This window comes from Peribacillus sp. NPDC097895 (assembly GCF_050277555.1).
Classification (GTDB): Bacteria; Bacillota; Bacilli; order Bacillales; family DSM-1321; genus Peribacillus.
In genome coordinates, this window is the sequence record NZ_JBNNSH010000011.1 from 48325 (window position 1) to 64840 (window position 16516).

The following is a 16516-nucleotide window of genomic DNA, read 5'->3' on the forward strand; positions in this document are numbered from 1 at the left end:
GAGTTATAATCTTCAACAACAGAGCTATATCATTTTGGCAGTCCAAAATAAACTCTCGAAGATCAAAAAGAGAAAGTTCTTGAGATGACGATCGAAGAATTAGACCTTTCTGTTCGTTCTTACAATTGCTTGAAACGTGCTGGAATCAATACCGTTCAAGAGTTAGCTCATAAAACGGAAGAAGATATGATGAAAGTACGTAATCTAGGACGTAAATCACTTGAAGAAGTGAAAGCGAAACTAGAAGAATTAGGCTTAGGTCTTCGTAAAGACGACTGATAACATGGCGGAATCAATCCATTATGTTGTGAGCCTTGTTTTAAACACACAATATAGAACTTCAACAAAGGAGGGAATCTCTAATGGGTTACAGAAAGTTAGGACGCACTAGCGCACAACGTAAAGCATTACTTCGTGATTTAGCTACGGATCTTATTATCCATGAGCGCATTGAAACTACTGAAGCACGTGCAAAGGAATTACGTTCTGTAGTAGATAAAATGATCACTCTTGGTAAACGTGGTGACTTGCATGCACGCCGTCAAGCTGCATCATACATCCGTAACGAAATTGCTGACGCTGAGAAAGGCACAGATGCCCTTCAAAAACTATTCAGTGACGTGGCTCCACGTTATGAAGAACGTCAAGGTGGATACACTCGTATCATGAAAGTTGGTCCACGCCGCGGTGACGGTGCACCAGTCGTGGTTATTGAATTAGTTTAATAACAACGATGAAAAAGGGCGGGACAAATGAATATACTCACTTGTTCTATGCCCTTTTTCTTTTTTAATAGAAATTCTGTTTTTTTAGAAATTCGCATTGAGTGTTACGATGGCTGGCGGAACCTGTACATACAGGGAGCCTTCACGTCTAGCTCAAGCATCCCTTCCCGCTTTTGATAAGCGATTATAAGATAACCTGTTTTTCGTAACAGGCCCGCTGTAAGCTGCTCTTAATTTACCGAAAATTCTTTCGGTGGAAGGGGTGCAGCGTTTTTTTATATTTTCAGAAAGAATGACTACTTATGTTCATTGTCTGTTTATGTTGATTGAGCAGAGTTTAGATTAGATGAGTGCAGTCGAGGATGAGGAGGGCCACATGGGGAAGAAGCTGGTTTCTTTAAATAATATTATTTATAAATATGAGGGTCAGTCTCGAAACGCCTTGGATGATGTTTCTTTTGATATTCATCAGGGGGAGTGGCTTGCGATTGTCGGTCACAATGGTTCCGGCAAGTCGACATTAGCGAAGTTACTGAATGGTCTTCAGTTTGCTAACTCAGGTACGATTACAATTAATGATCAACTTTTGACAGAAGAAACCGTTTGGGATGTACGCCAGAAAATTGGCATGGTTTTTCAAAACCCAGATAATCAATTTGTAGGCACTACAGTTCAGGATGATGTGGCTTTTGGTTTAGAAAACGCCGGTGTTTCTCAGCAGGTTATGGTGGAGCGTGTTCATGGTGCGTTAAATAAGGTTAAAATGAATGCCTTTCTTAATCAAGAGCCGCACCATCTATCCGGCGGTCAAAAGCAAAGGGTGGCCATAGCAGGTGTAATAGCCTTACAGCCAGACATAATCATCTTAGATGAAGCAACCTCCATGCTTGACCCAAGAGGCCGTGAAGAAGTGCTTGAAACAGTTAGGGAATTAAAACAGGAAAACGAGATTACCGTCATATCTATTACCCATGATCTTGAGGAAGCTGCGAAAGCTGACCGAATGATAGTCATGAACCAGGGTCGGTTATATCGTGAAGGACCGCCTCAGGATATTTTTGAATTAGAGGAAGAATTAATCGCTCTTGGTCTGGATATTCCCTTTTCAGTGAAACTAACCAAAGAGCTGCAAAAAAATGGTGTTCGTGTAGTTGATGGGCATTTGACAGAGGAAGAGTTGGTGAAGGATTTATGCGAATTACACTCGATGATGTAGAATACCGCTATCAGGTGAATACTCCTTTTGAACATCTAGCCCTTCATGATGTCAATATTTCAATGGAGCCGGGAACCTATACCGCAATCATCGGGCATACAGGCTCCGGTAAATCGACGCTACTGCAGCATTTAAATGCTCTTTTAAAGCCGACGAAGGGTCGGGTCTTCATTGGAGACCGGACAATTGAGGCAGGAAGAAAAGAAAAGGCATTGCGGCCAATTAGACAAAAGGTCGGAATCGTTTTTCAATTTCCGGAACATCAGCTATTTGATGAAACGGTTGAAAAAGATATATGTTTCGGACCCATGAATTTTGGAGTCTCCGAAACCGATGCTAAGAAACTGGCCAGGAAAGCCATCGCGCAAGTTGGACTGAGTGAGGAGATCCTTGAAAAATCTCCATTTGACTTATCCGGCGGTCAAATGCGACGAGTGGCCATTGCTGGTGTGCTGGCAATGGAGCCTGAAGTATTGGTACTGGATGAGCCTACCGCAGGATTGGATCCACGAGGACGCAAAGAAATCATGGACATGTTTTATGATTTGCATAAAGTAAGGGGCATTTCAACCATTCTGGTGACACATAGTATGGAGGATGCAGCCAAGTACGCGGATGACATCATTATCATGCATCAGGGTACGGTGTTCAAAAAAGGAACTCCCCAGGAAATCTTCTCCGAGCCGGAGCAATTACTTGAACTTGGATTGGATGTCCCTGATACGGTCCGTTTTCAGCTTAAGCTCCAGAAGGAATTAGGCGTCCGGTTTGATCATCCATGTCTTAATATCGGTGAATTAGCGATAGAAATAGATAAAGCCATGAAACGGGGGAACCGATAATGCTGGAAAAAATGATTATCGGGCGTTATGTCCCTGCTGACTCTCTGATACACAGAATGGATCCAAGGGCTAAGCTGCTCCTCGTTTTTTTGTTTGTTTGTGTCACGTTTTTGGCGAATAATGCCGTTTCTTATGGTTTACTTGCGGTATTTACGATTCTTTTGATCAGCCTTTCGAAGATACCGCTCCGCTATCTTTATAATGGGTTAAAACCTATCTTTTTCTTAATCGTATTTACATTCCTTCTCCATATATTGTTTACAAAAGAAGGGGAATTGCTTTTTGAATACGGTTGGTTTGAAATCTATGAGGGCGGTTTAATTCAAGGTTTGTTCATATCCGTAAGATTTACTTTACTAATTCTTGTTACGTCGCTATTAACTTTGACGACAACCCCGATATCCATTACCGATGGAATGGAAGAGCTGCTGGGACCCTTGAAAAGGTGGAAAATGCCAGTTCATGAACTAGCATTGATGATGTCCATTGCCCTTCGATTCATACCAACGCTAATGGAGGAAACGGAAAAAATCATGAAAGCCCAAACGGCAAGGGGTGTTGATTTTTCATCAGGTCCAATAAAGGAACGGGTTAAATCGATTGTACCGTTGCTCGTTCCTCTATTTGTGAGTTCGTTCAAAAGAGCGGAAGAATTGGCAACCGCCATGGAGTCAAGAGGATACCGTGGCGGAGAAGGCCGAACGAAATACCGCCAACTGGATTGGAAGACAAGTGATAGCCTTTTGATGGTCTTTCTAGGTCTTCTTACGGTCATGCTATTTTTATTACGTTCATAATAAGGAAGAGTAACTATGCCAAAATATAAATGTGTAATTGCTTATGATGGCGCGGAATTCGCTGGTTATCAGGTGCAGCCGGAGAAGCGTACCATACAAAGTGAGTTCGAAGCAGTCTTGGCTCAAATGCACAAAGGCACGATTATAAAAGTGATTGCTTCAGGCAGGACAGATTCAGGCGTCCATGCAAAGGGGCAGGTCATACACTTTGAATCACCCCTTACATTCCCTACTGAAAATTGGGTAAAGGCGTTCAGTGCCCTGCTTCCGACCGATATCGTCGTTCTGGAAGTGGATATCGTGCCTGACGACTTTCATGCGAGGTTCCATACGACTGGGAAAGAGTACCGTTATATCTTAGACCGCTCTAAACTACGGGATCCGTTTCAACGGAATTACGCCTATCATTATCCTTATCCATTAGACGTAAAGGCGATGAGGGAAGCAATTTCCCATTTGGTTGGAACGCATGACTTCACAAGTTTTTGTTCGGCAAAAACGGAAGTGGTCGATAAAGTTCGGACCATACAAGCAATCGATTTTGAAGAGAGCGATCGATTCATGGTTTTTCGATTCGATGGGGAAGGGTTTTTGTATAATATGGTGCGAATCTTGGTTGGAACGCTTCTGGAAGTTGGAAGCGGCAAGATGGCACCAGGGGATATAATTGAGATATTGAACAAAAAAGACCGCAGTTTTGCAGGGAAAACAGCACCGGCCCAAGGCTTGTATTTATGGAAAGTATTTTACAAATAAAATTATTTTTCTTTGATACCAATTTTTTTACAACAGGTAAATCCGATGACATCAGTAATGAAGCGGCTTGACGCTATACTGACCTTTTCGTGGAGTTGCAGAAAGTGTTTTATAGACAACTTATCCTAGTGTAACATTCCCTTGACAATGAATCTGGGAGAAGTTAATATAATATGGTATGTATTTTAATCCCACGATAAGCCCCGGAAGTTTATTGTGATTGAAAATAAATATAAAAAATTAAAAAGTTTTTTAGGAGGTTAACCATGCGTACGACATTTATGGCGAAAGCTAATGAAGTAGAACGTAAATGGTATGTGATTGACGCTGAAGGCAAAACTTTAGGTCGCCTTTCTACTGAAGTAGCATCCATCTTACGTGGTAAACATAAACCAACTTTTACACCTAACATTGACACTGGTGATCATGTAATCTTAATCAATGTTGAGAAAATCCACTTGACTGGTAAAAAATTGACTGACAAAATTTATTACCGTCACACTATGCATCCAGGCGGTCTTAAAACTAGAACTGCTCTTGAAATGCGTACAAACTACCCTGAGAGAATGCTTGAACTTGCTATCAAAGGTATGCTTCCAAAGAATTCTCTTGGTCGTCAAATCTACAAAAAATTACACGTATACGCTGGAGCTGAGCACCCACACGCTGCTCAACAACCAGAAGTATACGAATTACGCGGATAATTACTAAGGAGGTTACTATCTTGGCACAAGTTCAATATTATGGTACTGGTCGCCGTAAGAGCTCAGTAGCTCGTGTACGTTTAGTACCAGGCGAAGGTCGCATCGTTATTAACGGTCGTGACATTAATGAATATATTCCTTTCGCAGCATTACGTGAAGTTGTTAACCAACCACTTGCTGCAACAGAAACTACTGGAAATTATGACGTTCTAGTAAACGTTAGCGGTGGTGGATACACTGGTCAAGCTGGAGCAATCCGTCACGGTATCGCTCGTGCATTACTTCAAGTTGATCCAGAATACCGTCCATCTCTTAAAACTGCTGGTTTACTAACTCGTGACCCACGTATGAAAGAACGTAAAAAATACGGTCTTAAAGGCGCGCGTCGTGCACCTCAGTTCTCAAAACGTTAATCTATACGTTTTCAGCCCTTTCTCGGATTCAGAGGAAGGGTTTTTCATGTGTAAAAGAACGTAACTTTCTGAAGCACTAAAGGAGAAATATTTGCCTTGCATTGGTCAGTTTGATTTTACAAACAATCCTTTTTCTTTAAAAAGAATCTTGCTAATGGTTAAAAACATCTAAAAACGCCTAAAATGGTAGTTTGCCGGCGTGTAAATTGTATTATTGACCTATTCCACTTGGGTTGCTTTAAAAAGGGCGTAGAAGCAATCTGAAGAGAATAAAGAGTTTATTCTCAAGAACGGCAGCCTTTATTACCTGTGCGACTATTTCAAGGATATGGAAAAGGCGAATGTTCTCGATGATACAATGGATGATGGGTTAAGTTTGCTGATAAGGTTAAAAAATGTCAGAAGTGGGTATTGAATACTGTGATACCGTTTGGGATTTGAAAACTTTTTTAGAAAAGATTGCATATGAGTCTGAACGAATTATAATAGAAAAGCGGCTTGTATCGATTACTTCAAAAAAACATTCAAGTTATGGGAATGTTGGCAGAAAGACTCAGTACAGGGTTTAAATAATTTTTTTTATAAAAAGAGTACGCTGGATCTTATATTGTTCTTAATCGAAAGGCTCTGGTTAACGATGCGCTTGGTTTTTCTTCTCCAACTGATGGGGCAGATTTGTTTAAGTTCATTTTTTTATACAAACTTTATTTGAACAAAATAGCATTTGTAGTAATTTTATCTATTAATAATTGTAATACACTATGATATGGTTATAATTGAAGCAGAAAAGGTATGTGACTAGGTCACGCTGTGACGCCTAAGCAAAAGCGCCTACATCCTTTCTGAAAATATAGGGAGTGAGGAAGGTTAAAATGAGCAGCAGAGAAACTAAAACAGACGTCATCTTAATTGGCGCCGGAATCATGAGTGCGACATTGGGGACACTTCTGAAGGAATTAGTACCGGAATGGGAAATCAAAGTGTTTGAGAAGCTCGAAAACGCAGGTGAGGAAAGCTCTAACGAGTGGAATAATGCTGGAACAGGGCATGCTGCACTGTGTGAGCTTAACTACACAACTGAAAAACCAGACGGATCTATAGATATAAGCAAAGCTATTAAAATTAATGAACAGTTTCAACTTTCAACACAGTTTTGGTCTTACCTTGTAAACAGAAAGCTAATAAAAAATCCGCAGGACTTTATCATGCCATTGCCTCATATTAGTATGGTACAAGGGGATAATGATGTAACTTTCTTAAAGAAACGTTTTGAAGCGCTATCAAATAATCCTCTTTTCCAAGGGATGGAATTTTCTGAAGACCCAGCAAAACTGATGGAATGGATTCCGCTTATTATGCAGGAACGTCCATCGAATGAAGCTATTGCGGCAACAAAAATCGACTCTGGAACAGATGTAAACTTTGGTGCTTTAACAGGGATGTTGTTTGACCACTTAAAAACTAAAAACGTCGATATCAAATATAAACATAGTGTTGATAATATTACACGTACTAGCGATGGCTCATGGGAATTAAAAGTGCGTAATGTCGATAACGGCAGCGTCGAACGCCATGCTGCAAAATTCGTCTTTATCGGAGGCGGGGGCGGAAGTCTGCATTTACTGCAAAAATCTGGTATTCCTGAAGGGAAACACATTGGCGGATTCCCTGTAAGCGGTATTTTCATGGTGTGTAATAATCCAGACGTTATTGAGCAACATCATGGAAAAGTATACGGGAAAGCTAAAGTTGGTGCTCCACCAATGTCTGTTCCGCATCTTGATACACGATATATCGACAATAAAAAATCATTGCTATTTGGACCATTTGCCGGCTTCTCACCGAAGTTCTTAAAAACAGGTTCAATGTTCGATTTAGTAACTTCCGTAAAACCGAATAATGTCTTAACCATGTTGGCAGCTGGCGCAAAAGAGATGTCATTGACAAAATACCTGATCCAGCAAGTTATGTTATCCAAAGAACAGCGCATGGAAGAGTTAAGAGAGTTTATCCCGAATGCTAAGATAGAGGATTGGGATTTAGTGGTGGCTGGTCAACGTGTACAAGTTATCAAAGATACTGCTGAAGGCGGAAAAGGAACGCTTCAATTTGGTACGGAAGTTGTTAGTGCAGCTGATGGCTCGATTGCAGCATTACTAGGTGCTTCTCCGGGAGCTTCCACTGCTGTTCACGTTATGCTTGAAGTATTTAAAAAATGCTTCCCGCAACATATGAATGAGTGGGAACCAAAACTCAAAGAAATGATTCCTTCTTATGGCGTGTCACTAATGGGAAATCCAGAGCTTCTGCATGAAATTCATACTTCAACAGCAGAGACGCTTGGTTTAAGCAAAAAAAAAGAACTAGTCAATAGTTAATTCATTGTAGAAACAAATGTTTTTAGCGAGAATGTTTAAGCAATATGTAATGGACAATCGTTTCCATGATGAAGAGATTTAAAGTCAGTAATTGAAAAAAAGAGATAATATATACATTTACTTTAGGGATGAGTAAATAATAAAATATCATTGGAAATAAAACACAGAACTTTTGATCTATCTTTGGATTGAAGGTTCTTTTTTTACTAATTTCAGTTAGAGGGGTGAACGGTGAACGGTGAACAGTATTATAAGTGATATATGTGTTCTATCCAACATTCACTTTTAACTCAGAAATGATCAATCTTTTTATAAAAGAATAATCCAATTAATTAAGGCATGTTTTTTTCAAAACATGCTCTTTCTTTTTGTTCGTATCAGTTAATTTAGAGATTCTCCTATTTAATATCATGTCTTTATGGGGGGCGTATTAAAGCGGAAAAACGAGCATTAGGATGACGAACATATTGGGTTTATAAAAGTTCCAACCCATAAAAAAAGATGACCCCTGTGCAATACAGAGATCACCTTCTAAAACAGCCTAGCCTCTTAGCAAAAGGGATAGTTTATACGATGGACGTCCTTTTTTTCTTAATTGATTCTAAAGCCTAGATTAGAGTTTATCGTCGAGTAAAAGTTAAATGTCCTTTTATTAAACACGACTTGTTCCTTTTTTGAAATGTACAATTTTTGATAATCGTTATACCGGACGAATACTTCATAGCTTGATGACTTAAGTTGATCAAGTGTCTCTAAATCCATTTCAGCCGTTGCCATTCCGTCTTCATTGACCTTCAAAGGAAATTCATATTCCAGCATCACATTTTTACGGTCTCTAAGGACGATATGCTGTACCTTTTGAACATGATCACCATAAATATCGAGTGTTAGAGTATAACGATCTTGAAAGAATGAACCGCTATGGAAAATGGCGAGCATTGGGACACGGATTTGTTTGTTTTTCTCCTTAGAAAGCGGGGCATTCATATATGGTAAATTATTTTCAATCACATAATTTTTTATCTTCTCTTTCTTGTCCCATTTATATAATTTCTTGATATCATCATAACGGCCCTCAAGGAAAAGGTCGTAGGCAACCTTATTGATTGGATGGAAAAAAGATTCCGATATATCATAGTTCAAATCTTTGGTCGTATCGATGACTTCCTGGAATTTATTGAAGTATTCCTCGGTATTTTCACTTTTTAAGAAATGATATCGATTGAATAATCTTGTAATGGAATCAAATTCATAAAGCCTGTTTAAGATCATCTTTTCCTTCTCTATATCCAACTGTTTACTCTTTACATATTTGATCACTCGTATATTTGTATCCATTTTTTCCATGACATCAGTCTGTTTTGTTAGAGATGCGTCATTGTCATCCAATCGATTCAAATAATAAACGACTTGGGTCGTTGTCGAAATCGATTTACAATGTATAAGTACATCAATGAAAAACTGTTTATCTTCTGCAAATCTCATCTCAGGGTATTGAATATTATAATCTTTTAGCAATTTGAGCTTCATCATCCTTGCCCTTGGTCCCAGGTGGTGAAAAAGATGCGGAATGGAGAATGGAGATACATTTCTCCTTTCCTTGCATGATTCATATTCACCGACTATTTTCTTGCCCTTCGATCCCACTTCTATTGTTTTTCCCACTATATAATCATCATTGCTATCCTTCATTATCGTATATAACGATTTCAAACCGTCCTTATCCAACCAATCATCCGCATCCAGAAAAGTTATATAGTCGGATTTTGCCAACTTTATGCCAAGGTTTCTTGGCTGGGCAGGTGTACCCGTATTGTTCTTTAAAAAAACAACAGTGATATTTTTGTATGAATCGGCATATTCCAGCAAGATTTCACGTGATGAATCAGTAGATCCATCGTCAACAAGAATGTATTCTATATTTTTGAAACCTATTGATTGATTAATGACTGAATCGATGGTTTTTCTTAAAAAATTTTCTGCATTATATACGGGGGAAACAACCGTTATTTTACTTTTTTTAAAGATAAAGCTGCTTTTATTTTTTATATAATATCCTTCTTCGCTATAAGTAATGTTATTTTCAACTTCAAAAGCTTTTCTTTTCGAATCTAATTGATCAGACATATATATCACTCCATTTATTTTGTAAGTTAAAGATAGGGAAAATGAAAGATTAAAATGGTGGACCGCTTGAATTTTGGATGCAACTATCTATCGGCAATTCTGTATGTTTATATTTAGTTTTTTTGCCTGTCCATCTACGCTGCTCTATCCTTCGTATCATCTGAAGGAACTTATCAGAGCTTCCTCTATACCCTTACCTTTTTATTGCGCCACTTACTCTCAGTTTGCTTCATTCATACCTTAAGTTTTTAATACGTCTATTTGCAAGTATTAAGTCTGAAATCAGTGGGTACATTAGCATAACACACTTTTAAAGAGACTCCCCATTTTCTAATTGTTTTCCAGGATAATTGTACCATAACTATATTCCCGAGGATTTAATGAACATAGATTTATTAACAGATTTAATCGGCGTAAACTTCATGTGCCAATAAAGAATATTTATAACGAGTAGGTCTTCTATGAAAAACTTCATCCTCTACAATAAATTGAAAATATTTCCTTACAAGTATAATCCTAACTCTCGGTATTTGCATTAACAGTTTTCCATCATTTGGGTCGAAGAGAATGAAAGTCAGGTGAAATATCGGTTTTGGAGAAGCGTATGTCTTGCAGGGCATAGTCTATAGAGTAGCTGTTAAAGGGCAGGCAATGATGTTCTGATTAATAACCTGCCAGGCACGGGCAGTGAGCGACCCGAGTTGTAAGGACATCCTCGGGAAGCACCCTGAGCAGCAAGTTATCGGGGGATAAAGATGTATTGTCCTATTTTAAAAAAAACGCTGCACTTAATGGATTCTTTTTTAGTTTACACTGCCTGGGTTTTGGGTTCAGTTGTTTCCTTCTATTCATGTAAAGGATGAGCCTTACAAGAAAGATCCCGTTTGCCTTTAAAATAGCTGCAGAGATGTAAGCCGTTGAAAGACAATAGGGAATGGTATGGGGAAAAATCATTGCATTTATCCCGACGAAGAAACCGAAATGGTGCAGTCTGTCTTTAAAAGAAGAAATCCGTTAACAAATCACATCCTTCATGTTTCTTCTTCAATACACCTTCTGAACTTATCCTCATTATTTTTTGCCAATACAATCAATGAATGGTTCATGGTATAAGGCAAAAACTAAATTATGTCTTGGGAAATAATTTGGGAAATGGGGTCTGGCCCCGGAGGTGAAATATGACTGTGATATTAGGTTTACAGGAGATGCAAAGGGAAAGGCAATTGAAGTTCGAACGTAGGTTACTCAGGGATCTTTCTATTGCTGATATGAAGAGTAGGATTCAGCGTTACTTTGGACAGGATTTCATGGAAGTCTTGGAGGATAGCTACTTTGATGTGGCCATCGAGGCTTATTTATTAGGAGCGAACTATAGTAAGTTTGGTTATTATGGTGAGTCAGAGGACGATGTAAGGTCCCGATGCCGGAAGGAAGAGAAGTTTTTGATCGATACTCTTTTTAACTTCATTTTGTATTGGCGGGAAGTTACAGCGAATAACGCTTTCGATGAAGGTTTGTTTTATTGTTGTGAGGGATTTGTAGGAGAGTGGTGGATAGATGGCTTCAAGACTGGTGAAAAACGTTATAAAATGAAACTGCATTAAGAAGGCAAAAATTCCATTGTTTGTTCTAATTCCATGGTTTGTCCCATACTTTTTAATAGAGGGATAATGGAAGGGGAACGGTCATGCGCAGAAAGCTGAAATATACAGGAATCGCTATGGGATTGTTTGTCCTTTTTTTAATTGTAACTTTTAAATTTGTGGAAGATGATTCTTGGGACTCCTGGAACCTTCCTTTGGCAGGTAAGGTAATCGTTCTGGACGCCGGACATGGGGGTATGGATGGCGGGGCAAATGTACAAGAGGTAATGGAAAAGGAAATAGCCCTATCCGTTTCATTAAAGGTCCGGGACTATTTACAGGAACAGGGTGCCTTGGTCATCATGACGCGTGAAAAGGATGAGGATCTGGCGCAGAATAAAACCAAAGGAATACGTCAGCGAAAACAGGAAGACTTACGAAATCGAGTTCAAATGATCAATGATTCGGAAGCGGACTTATTCTTAAGCATTCATTTGAATTCTTTTCCTTCAGCATCATCTAAGGGAGCACAAACCTTCTATACGAACAGGTTTGAGGAAAATGAGCAGGTGGCAAAATTCATACAGACCGAAATCATAAGAAATCTAGAAAATACAAAGCGGGACGCAAAAACGATAAATCATGTGTATTTGATGAATTATGCCAAGAAACCTGGAGCACTTGTGGAAATAGGCTTCCTTTCCAATACGGAGGAAAGGGAACGCCTTATCAGTGATGGGTATCAAGATAAGATTGCCAGTTCGATTTATATGGGGATTTTACGTTACTTCACAGAGGAGAAACTGCCGGATGAAGAGTGATATCTGGGTCTTGTAGGGTACAAGGCCTTTTTATTTTTGGGGAAAATTCAGGAAAACGAATACAGGGCAGGATAATAAGCTTTCTTTCGGTAATATGGTATACTGAAATGGGAAAATAAAACGAATTCAAAGGGGTGCTCGACTTGCTAACAGAAGAGAAAGTATTGAATTTATTAAAGGATCTTAAAGACCCTTTTCTACATAAAAGCCTTGAAGATACTAATGGAATTATAGAAATTAAAATAAAGCCTGAAAAGAATCATGTAAGCGTTAAACTTGCGATTGCAAAAACGGGGACTGCCGAGCAAATGCAAATGCAATCGGAAGTGGTGGACTTGCTGAAAACGAACGGAGCTGAATCAGTAGGTATCCGCTTCACGGAACTTTCTGAAGAAGAGTTAGCTAAACACCGTGAGAATATCCCGCAGGATGAAGTTGACCAAGGTTTACTAGGACCTAACAGCAAGACACAATTTATTGCGATTGCCAGTGGTAAAGGCGGAGTGGGTAAATCAACGATTTCAGTGAACTTCGCCACTTCACTTGCTCGTTTAGGTAAAAAGGTTGGACTGGTTGACGCGGATATTTATGGATTCAGCGTACCGGATATGATGGGGATAACAAAAAGACCGGTTGTTCGCGGGGAGAAAATCATACCTGTGGAACGATTTGGCGTTCAAGTTATCTCAATGGGCTTTTTTGTAGAAGATAACGCGCCGATCATCTGGAGAGGACCGATGCTGGGTAAAATGTTGAACAGTTTCTTTAATGAAGTGGAATGGGGAGAGTTGGACTATTTAGTCCTTGACTTACCACCGGGAACGGGCGATGTTGCATTGGACGTGCATACGATGCTCCCTTCATGTAAAGAAATCATCGTTACGACACCTCATCCAACCGCAGCCTTCGTTGCTGCAAGAGCGGGTGCAATGGCTATCAAGACAGAACACGAAGTCATTGGTGTCATTGAGAATATGTCGTTCTTCGAAAGTAAAACGACCGGTGAAAAAGAATATGTATTTGGAAAAGGCGGCGGCAAAAAGCTTGCAGAAGAGCTCCGCACAGAAGTTTTAGGTCAACTGCCCCTGCAACAGCCAGATTGGAATGAAGAGGATTTTGCTCCATCCATTTATGCAGCAGATCATAGGTTAGGCAGGATTTACGAGGATATCGCGAAAAAGGTCATAGAAAAGCTACAATAAAATGAAGGCTGATTCCATTGGAATCAGCCTTATTTCATTCCTTTGCCTTTTTATCCTTATTTTCCTTCTCTACGGCTTTAGTAGCTGCTTTATCCAATCTCTCTTGTATTTTTGCTTGAACGAGAGGACTTTCCATTGTTTCGATGATTAGCTCTTTATAGACGGAACGCATTTCCTTGGTTTTTAATAATTTATTCATTTCTTTTTCCATATCCGGTTCTTTCAATATATCCATGATCATTCCACGATACTGCGGGTCAGCTGTTAAATCCTTCAATAGCTTTTTATGTTCGTCTTCTAGAGCTTTAGCATAAGCGGAAGCGAATTCAGGATCATTAAATGTCTTTTTCCAAAATTCCTTTCCTTTATCTGAAGTGATCATATCTTCAATGGATTTCTTAATGACATCAGAGTCCATAATAAGTTCAGCTTTCGTTTTATCATCGGAAATGATATCCTGGATGGCTTTTTTTCCATCATCTGTTTTCAAGATATCGACGACCATTTTCTTTGTCTCTTCATACTCCATTTTATCTGCACCTGTTCCATTTTGAGCACAACCGGAACAAACGAGTAAGAATGACGTGAAAAGCAAAGCAACTCCCACTCTCATACGCAGGGCCCCTTTCATCCTTCTTACTGTTAATATGGTTCCAAACGACGATATTATTCTATGGTGGAATAAGTGGATTTTTCCAAATTTGGTTGGTACAATTAAGGAAATGAAATAGAAATGTATGGAGGAAAACAATGAACAGCCGTAATTTAGTTAAATTGTTTTTAACAACATTGCTTATCGGTGGTGTAACGGGCGGAGTTGTAGGGTTCTTGGCTCGATGGAGTGAATTCAAGCCTTATTTTTCTTCTTTTGAAGTCAGTGCCATCCTATCCACTTTTATTTGGTTATTCGGTGTTGGCTTAATTTTTAGTGTCATAAGCCAAGCTGGATTTTTTGCCTATTTAACGATCCATCGTTTTGGTCTGGGAATATTTAAAAGCGCTTCCTTATGGAATGCCGTTCAACTTGTACTTATCCTTTTTGTTGTATTTGATTTGATTTATCTGCGGTATCTTAGCTTTGGTTCAGGCGAGGGGATTAGTTCCTACATCGTATTAGCATTGGTTGTATTGGCCGCAGGACTGATTACAGCTTATTTCAAAATGAAACAGACGAATGGGAAGTCGTTTATACCGGCCTTGTTTTTCATGGTCGTGGTGACGGTATTGGAGTGGGTACCCGTTCTGAGAACAAATGATGAAGGCTGGCTTTACTTCATGCTGTTTCCTTTGCTGTTCTGCAATGCTTATCAATTATTGGTTTTAGGCAAATTGATCGAACGTTCTCAAAAGGAATTAGCCAGTAAAAGAGCACATAAGCCGGTCGGAACGAAGGGAAAGAAAATGAAAGCGGGCGAATTAGGTAAGGGTAGCTAAGCTATTTGTAAGTTGGACCATACATAAGGAAGTCAAATTAAAAACTGCGTACCAATGGTTAGGTAGACCATCGGTACGCAGTTTTCCGTTTTTTCAATATTATTCAATGAAGGGTGTCAGCGAATTTCCTCACTGCTTGCTGATGAATTGGAAATCATCTCTGAGACGTTAACGAAGTTTAAATTTTTTGAGCGAAGTTCATCTAATAGTTCTGGCAGTGCCTTATTCGTTTGTTTTGCTGAGTCAGATGCATGTAACAAGATGATATCCCCTTTTTGGGCCTTGTTGATGTTCTGGACGATCCGATCTACACCTGGGTTGGTCCAATCCTTTGAATCGATGCTCCAGTGTACCACTGTATACCCAAAATTCTCACTGATCTTTAAGAGGCGTTTATCAAAATGACCGGTGGGCGCCCGTAAAAGCTCTATGTTCTTCACATTCAGTTTTTTAAATACTTCCTGAGCTTTAGATATATCCCGGATGATTTCTTGATCCTCCATTTCGGAGTAATCTTTATAATCGTAACCAAGCATACCGATTTCATATCCTTCTTTCCCGATTTCCGCTACTATTTCTGGATGACGCTCAGCCCACGATCCGGACAGGAAAAAAGTTGCCGATTTAATTTTTTCCCTTTTTAATGTTTCTATTATCGGAGCTGCTTTCTCATCACCCCAGCCAATATTGAACGTAATCGCGACATTCTTTTCCCCTTTATAAACCGCTTTTGGTCCATCCTCTGTAGAAAAAACAGGGGCATGAAGAATGTTTTGTACAAAAAGGAACCAAGCGGTAAACAATGCCGTTAGTATAATTAACGAATAATATTTGATGTTCTTTGCTTGCAGCACCATGAAAAATTTCATAAATCCATCCCCTTGTCCAAAAGACTCTTGTCTTCAAATTTATGCACGAGGATTTTTGTTATGCAAAAAAATCTATAGAAACTTCATAAAATCGTTGGGAATGGGGAAAGATGTCTGGTGGAGGTGTGAATCATGCTCGGTTTATTGATTAATGATAAAGAAAAGATGGAACTGGAGTACTTGTTAAAAAGAGAGATGGATGAAATATTATTCGATTTGCAGGATGAAAGAATTGATCACTTAGTCAAAAGGGCAATAAATGAAAAATATAATATCCTTTTCAGGCTGTTTAAAAGGGTAAGTACTGAGGAGGAATGCCTGATATATATGAGGGTGAAAACAAACTTAGCCAAAAGGAATCAGTCATGATATATAAAAGTGAATAATAATCAAAAAATCTATTGACTATTAATTTATACGCTGGTATATTATAAAAGTTGCTGCAACATAAGGGCTTTCGAAAAAGAATGAAAAAAACTTTTTCAAAAAAACTTGTTGACGAAGTAACGATAAAGTGTTAAGATATTAAAGTCGCTAAGAGAGAAACGGCGAGTAATTGCTCTTTGAAAACTGAACAAAACAAAGCGCCAACGTTAAATTTTAAGTGAGCACACACTATTAAAAAAGCAAATGAGCAAGTCAAACATTT

Annotated in this window: 16 protein-coding genes and 1 pseudogene; 14 read left to right on the forward strand and 3 right to left on the reverse strand. The window is 39.0% G+C overall.

Features of this window, described 5'->3' with window-relative positions; genetic code table 11:
* Positions 1–57: 57 nt before the first annotated feature.
* From ACQKMH_RS26755 to ACQKMH_RS26795, 9 genes and pseudogenes are all read left to right on the forward strand, one after another.
* Positions 58–279: pseudogene (locus ACQKMH_RS26755) on the forward strand (DNA-directed RNA polymerase subunit alpha C-terminal domain-containing protein); the annotation flags it as partial.
* 83 nt (positions 280–362) lie between these two features.
* Positions 363–725 (forward strand): 50S ribosomal protein L17, encoded by a 363-nt coding sequence (gene rplQ, locus ACQKMH_RS26760; RefSeq protein ID WP_427590316.1) that lies wholly within the window; start codon positions 363–365, stop codon positions 723–725.
* Between the two features lie 376 nt (positions 726–1101).
* Positions 1102–1941: an energy-coupling factor ABC transporter ATP-binding protein gene (locus ACQKMH_RS26765; protein WP_230161690.1), complete on the forward strand. Its 840-nt coding sequence runs from the start codon at positions 1102–1104 to the stop codon at positions 1939–1941.
* Positions 1917–2783: an energy-coupling factor ABC transporter ATP-binding protein gene (locus tag ACQKMH_RS26770; RefSeq protein ID WP_427590317.1), complete on the forward strand. Its 867-nt coding sequence runs from the start codon at positions 1917–1919 to the stop codon at positions 2781–2783. The genes ACQKMH_RS26765 and ACQKMH_RS26770 overlap by 25 nt, the downstream gene beginning before the upstream one ends.
* Entirely contained in the window at positions 2783–3580 is a 798-nt protein-coding gene (locus tag ACQKMH_RS26775) for an energy-coupling factor transporter transmembrane component T family protein (RefSeq protein WP_427590318.1), read from the forward strand. Before ACQKMH_RS26770 ends, ACQKMH_RS26775 begins: the two co-directional genes overlap by 1 nt.
* 15 nt (positions 3581–3595) lie before the next feature.
* Positions 3596–4336, forward strand: a complete 741-nt coding sequence (gene truA, locus ACQKMH_RS26780; protein WP_427590319.1) for a tRNA pseudouridine(38-40) synthase TruA — start codon at positions 3596–3598, stop codon at positions 4334–4336.
* 266 nt (positions 4337–4602) lie between these two features.
* Positions 4603–5040: a 50S ribosomal protein L13 gene (gene rplM, locus ACQKMH_RS26785; RefSeq protein ID WP_034304960.1), complete on the forward strand. Its 438-nt coding sequence runs from the start codon at positions 4603–4605 to the stop codon at positions 5038–5040.
* Between the two features lie 20 nt (positions 5041–5060).
* Positions 5061–5453 carry a 30S ribosomal protein S9 gene (gene rpsI / locus ACQKMH_RS26790; RefSeq protein ID WP_427590320.1) on the forward strand — a complete coding sequence of 131 codons (393 nt, stop codon included), beginning with the start codon at positions 5061–5063 and terminating at the stop codon, positions 5451–5453.
* An 872-nt stretch (positions 5454–6325) separates the two neighbouring features.
* The gene (locus ACQKMH_RS26795; protein WP_427590321.1) at positions 6326–7831 is read left to right on the forward strand and encodes a malate:quinone oxidoreductase; all 1506 of its coding nucleotides are present in this window, start codon (positions 6326–6328) and stop codon (positions 7829–7831) included.
* Between the two features lie 591 nt (positions 7832–8422).
* Here ACQKMH_RS26795 and ACQKMH_RS26800 read toward each other — a convergent pair.
* Positions 8423–9958, reverse strand: coding sequence for a glycosyltransferase family 2 protein (locus tag ACQKMH_RS26800; protein ID WP_427590322.1), 1536 nt, complete (start codon positions 9956–9958; stop codon positions 8423–8425).
* A 1178-nt stretch (positions 9959–11136) separates the two neighbouring features.
* On the opposite strand from ACQKMH_RS26800, the gene ACQKMH_RS26805 reads away from it, so the two are divergent.
* The 3 genes from ACQKMH_RS26805 to ACQKMH_RS26815 all read left to right on the forward strand — a co-directional run bounded on the left by ACQKMH_RS26805 (position 11137) and on the right by ACQKMH_RS26815 (position 13564).
* On the forward strand, positions 11137–11562 hold the full coding sequence (locus ACQKMH_RS26805) for a DUF2521 family protein (RefSeq protein WP_427590323.1): 426 nt from the start codon (positions 11137–11139) through the stop codon (positions 11560–11562).
* A gap of 83 nt (positions 11563–11645) precedes the next feature.
* Positions 11646–12362 carry an N-acetylmuramoyl-L-alanine amidase CwlD gene (gene cwlD, locus ACQKMH_RS26810; RefSeq protein WP_427590324.1) on the forward strand — a complete coding sequence of 239 codons (717 nt, stop codon included), beginning with the start codon at positions 11646–11648 and terminating at the stop codon, positions 12360–12362.
* Positions 12363–12505: 143 nt separating this feature from the next.
* A complete protein-coding gene (locus ACQKMH_RS26815; RefSeq protein WP_427590325.1) occupies positions 12506–13564 on the forward strand; it encodes a P-loop NTPase in 1059 nt (352 codons plus the stop codon).
* Positions 13565–13598: 34 nt separating this feature from the next.
* Here ACQKMH_RS26815 and gerD read toward each other — a convergent pair whose 3' ends face one another.
* A complete protein-coding gene (gene gerD / locus ACQKMH_RS26820; RefSeq protein ID WP_427590326.1) occupies positions 13599–14177 on the reverse strand; it encodes a spore germination lipoprotein GerD in 579 nt (192 codons plus the stop codon).
* A gap of 137 nt (positions 14178–14314) precedes the next feature.
* Here gerD and ACQKMH_RS26825 point away from each other — a divergent pair, with 137 nt between their 5' ends.
* A complete protein-coding gene (locus ACQKMH_RS26825) occupies positions 14315–14998 on the forward strand; it encodes a KinB-signaling pathway activation protein (protein ID WP_427590327.1) in 684 nt (227 codons plus the stop codon).
* A 116-nt stretch (positions 14999–15114) separates the two neighbouring features.
* Here the strand turns inward: ACQKMH_RS26825 and pdaB are convergent, their stop codons facing one another.
* Complete coding sequence (gene pdaB / locus ACQKMH_RS26830) at positions 15115–15867, reverse strand: polysaccharide deacetylase family sporulation protein PdaB (RefSeq protein ID WP_427590328.1); 753 nt, start codon at positions 15865–15867, stop codon at positions 15115–15117.
* A 132-nt stretch (positions 15868–15999) separates the two neighbouring features.
* On the opposite strand from pdaB, the gene ACQKMH_RS26835 reads away from it, so the two are divergent.
* Positions 16000–16236, forward strand: coding sequence for a hypothetical protein (locus tag ACQKMH_RS26835; RefSeq protein ID WP_427590329.1), 237 nt, complete (start codon positions 16000–16002; stop codon positions 16234–16236).
* Positions 16237–16516 lie beyond the last annotated feature (280 nt).

Excerpts from the sequence above, each read along its gene's own strand:
- ACQKMH_RS26770 (WP_427590317.1), top strand. The coding sequence starts at position 1,917 with ATGCGAATTACACTCGATGATGTAGAATACCGCTATCAGGTGAATACT.
- ACQKMH_RS26800 (WP_427590322.1), bottom strand. The coding sequence starts at position 9,958 with ATGTCTGATCAATTAGATTCGAAAAGAAAAGCTTTTGAAGTTGAAAAT.
- truA (WP_427590319.1), top strand. The coding sequence starts at position 3,596 with ATGCCAAAATATAAATGTGTAATTGCTTATGATGGCGCGGAATTCGCT.
- ACQKMH_RS26805 (WP_427590323.1), top strand. The coding sequence starts at position 11,137 with ATGACTGTGATATTAGGTTTACAGGAGATGCAAAGGGAAAGGCAATTG.
- gerD (WP_427590326.1), bottom strand. The coding sequence starts at position 14,177 with ATGAGAGTGGGAGTTGCTTTGCTTTTCACGTCATTCTTACTCGTTTGT.
- cwlD (WP_427590324.1), top strand. The coding sequence starts at position 11,646 with ATGCGCAGAAAGCTGAAATATACAGGAATCGCTATGGGATTGTTTGTC.
- ACQKMH_RS26765 (WP_230161690.1), top strand. The coding sequence starts at position 1,102 with ATGGGGAAGAAGCTGGTTTCTTTAAATAATATTATTTATAAATATGAG.
- rplM (WP_034304960.1), top strand. The coding sequence starts at position 4,603 with ATGCGTACGACATTTATGGCGAAAGCTAATGAAGTAGAACGTAAATGG.
- rplQ (WP_427590316.1), top strand. The coding sequence starts at position 363 with ATGGGTTACAGAAAGTTAGGACGCACTAGCGCACAACGTAAAGCATTA.
- ACQKMH_RS26775 (WP_427590318.1), top strand. The coding sequence starts at position 2,783 with ATGCTGGAAAAAATGATTATCGGGCGTTATGTCCCTGCTGACTCTCTG.
- ACQKMH_RS26825 (WP_427590327.1), top strand. The coding sequence starts at position 14,315 with ATGAACAGCCGTAATTTAGTTAAATTGTTTTTAACAACATTGCTTATC.
- ACQKMH_RS26835 (WP_427590329.1), top strand. The coding sequence starts at position 16,000 with ATGCTCGGTTTATTGATTAATGATAAAGAAAAGATGGAACTGGAGTAC.
- pdaB (WP_427590328.1), bottom strand. The coding sequence starts at position 15,867 with ATGAAATTTTTCATGGTGCTGCAAGCAAAGAACATCAAATATTATTCG.
- ACQKMH_RS26795 (WP_427590321.1), top strand. The coding sequence starts at position 6,326 with ATGAGCAGCAGAGAAACTAAAACAGACGTCATCTTAATTGGCGCCGGA.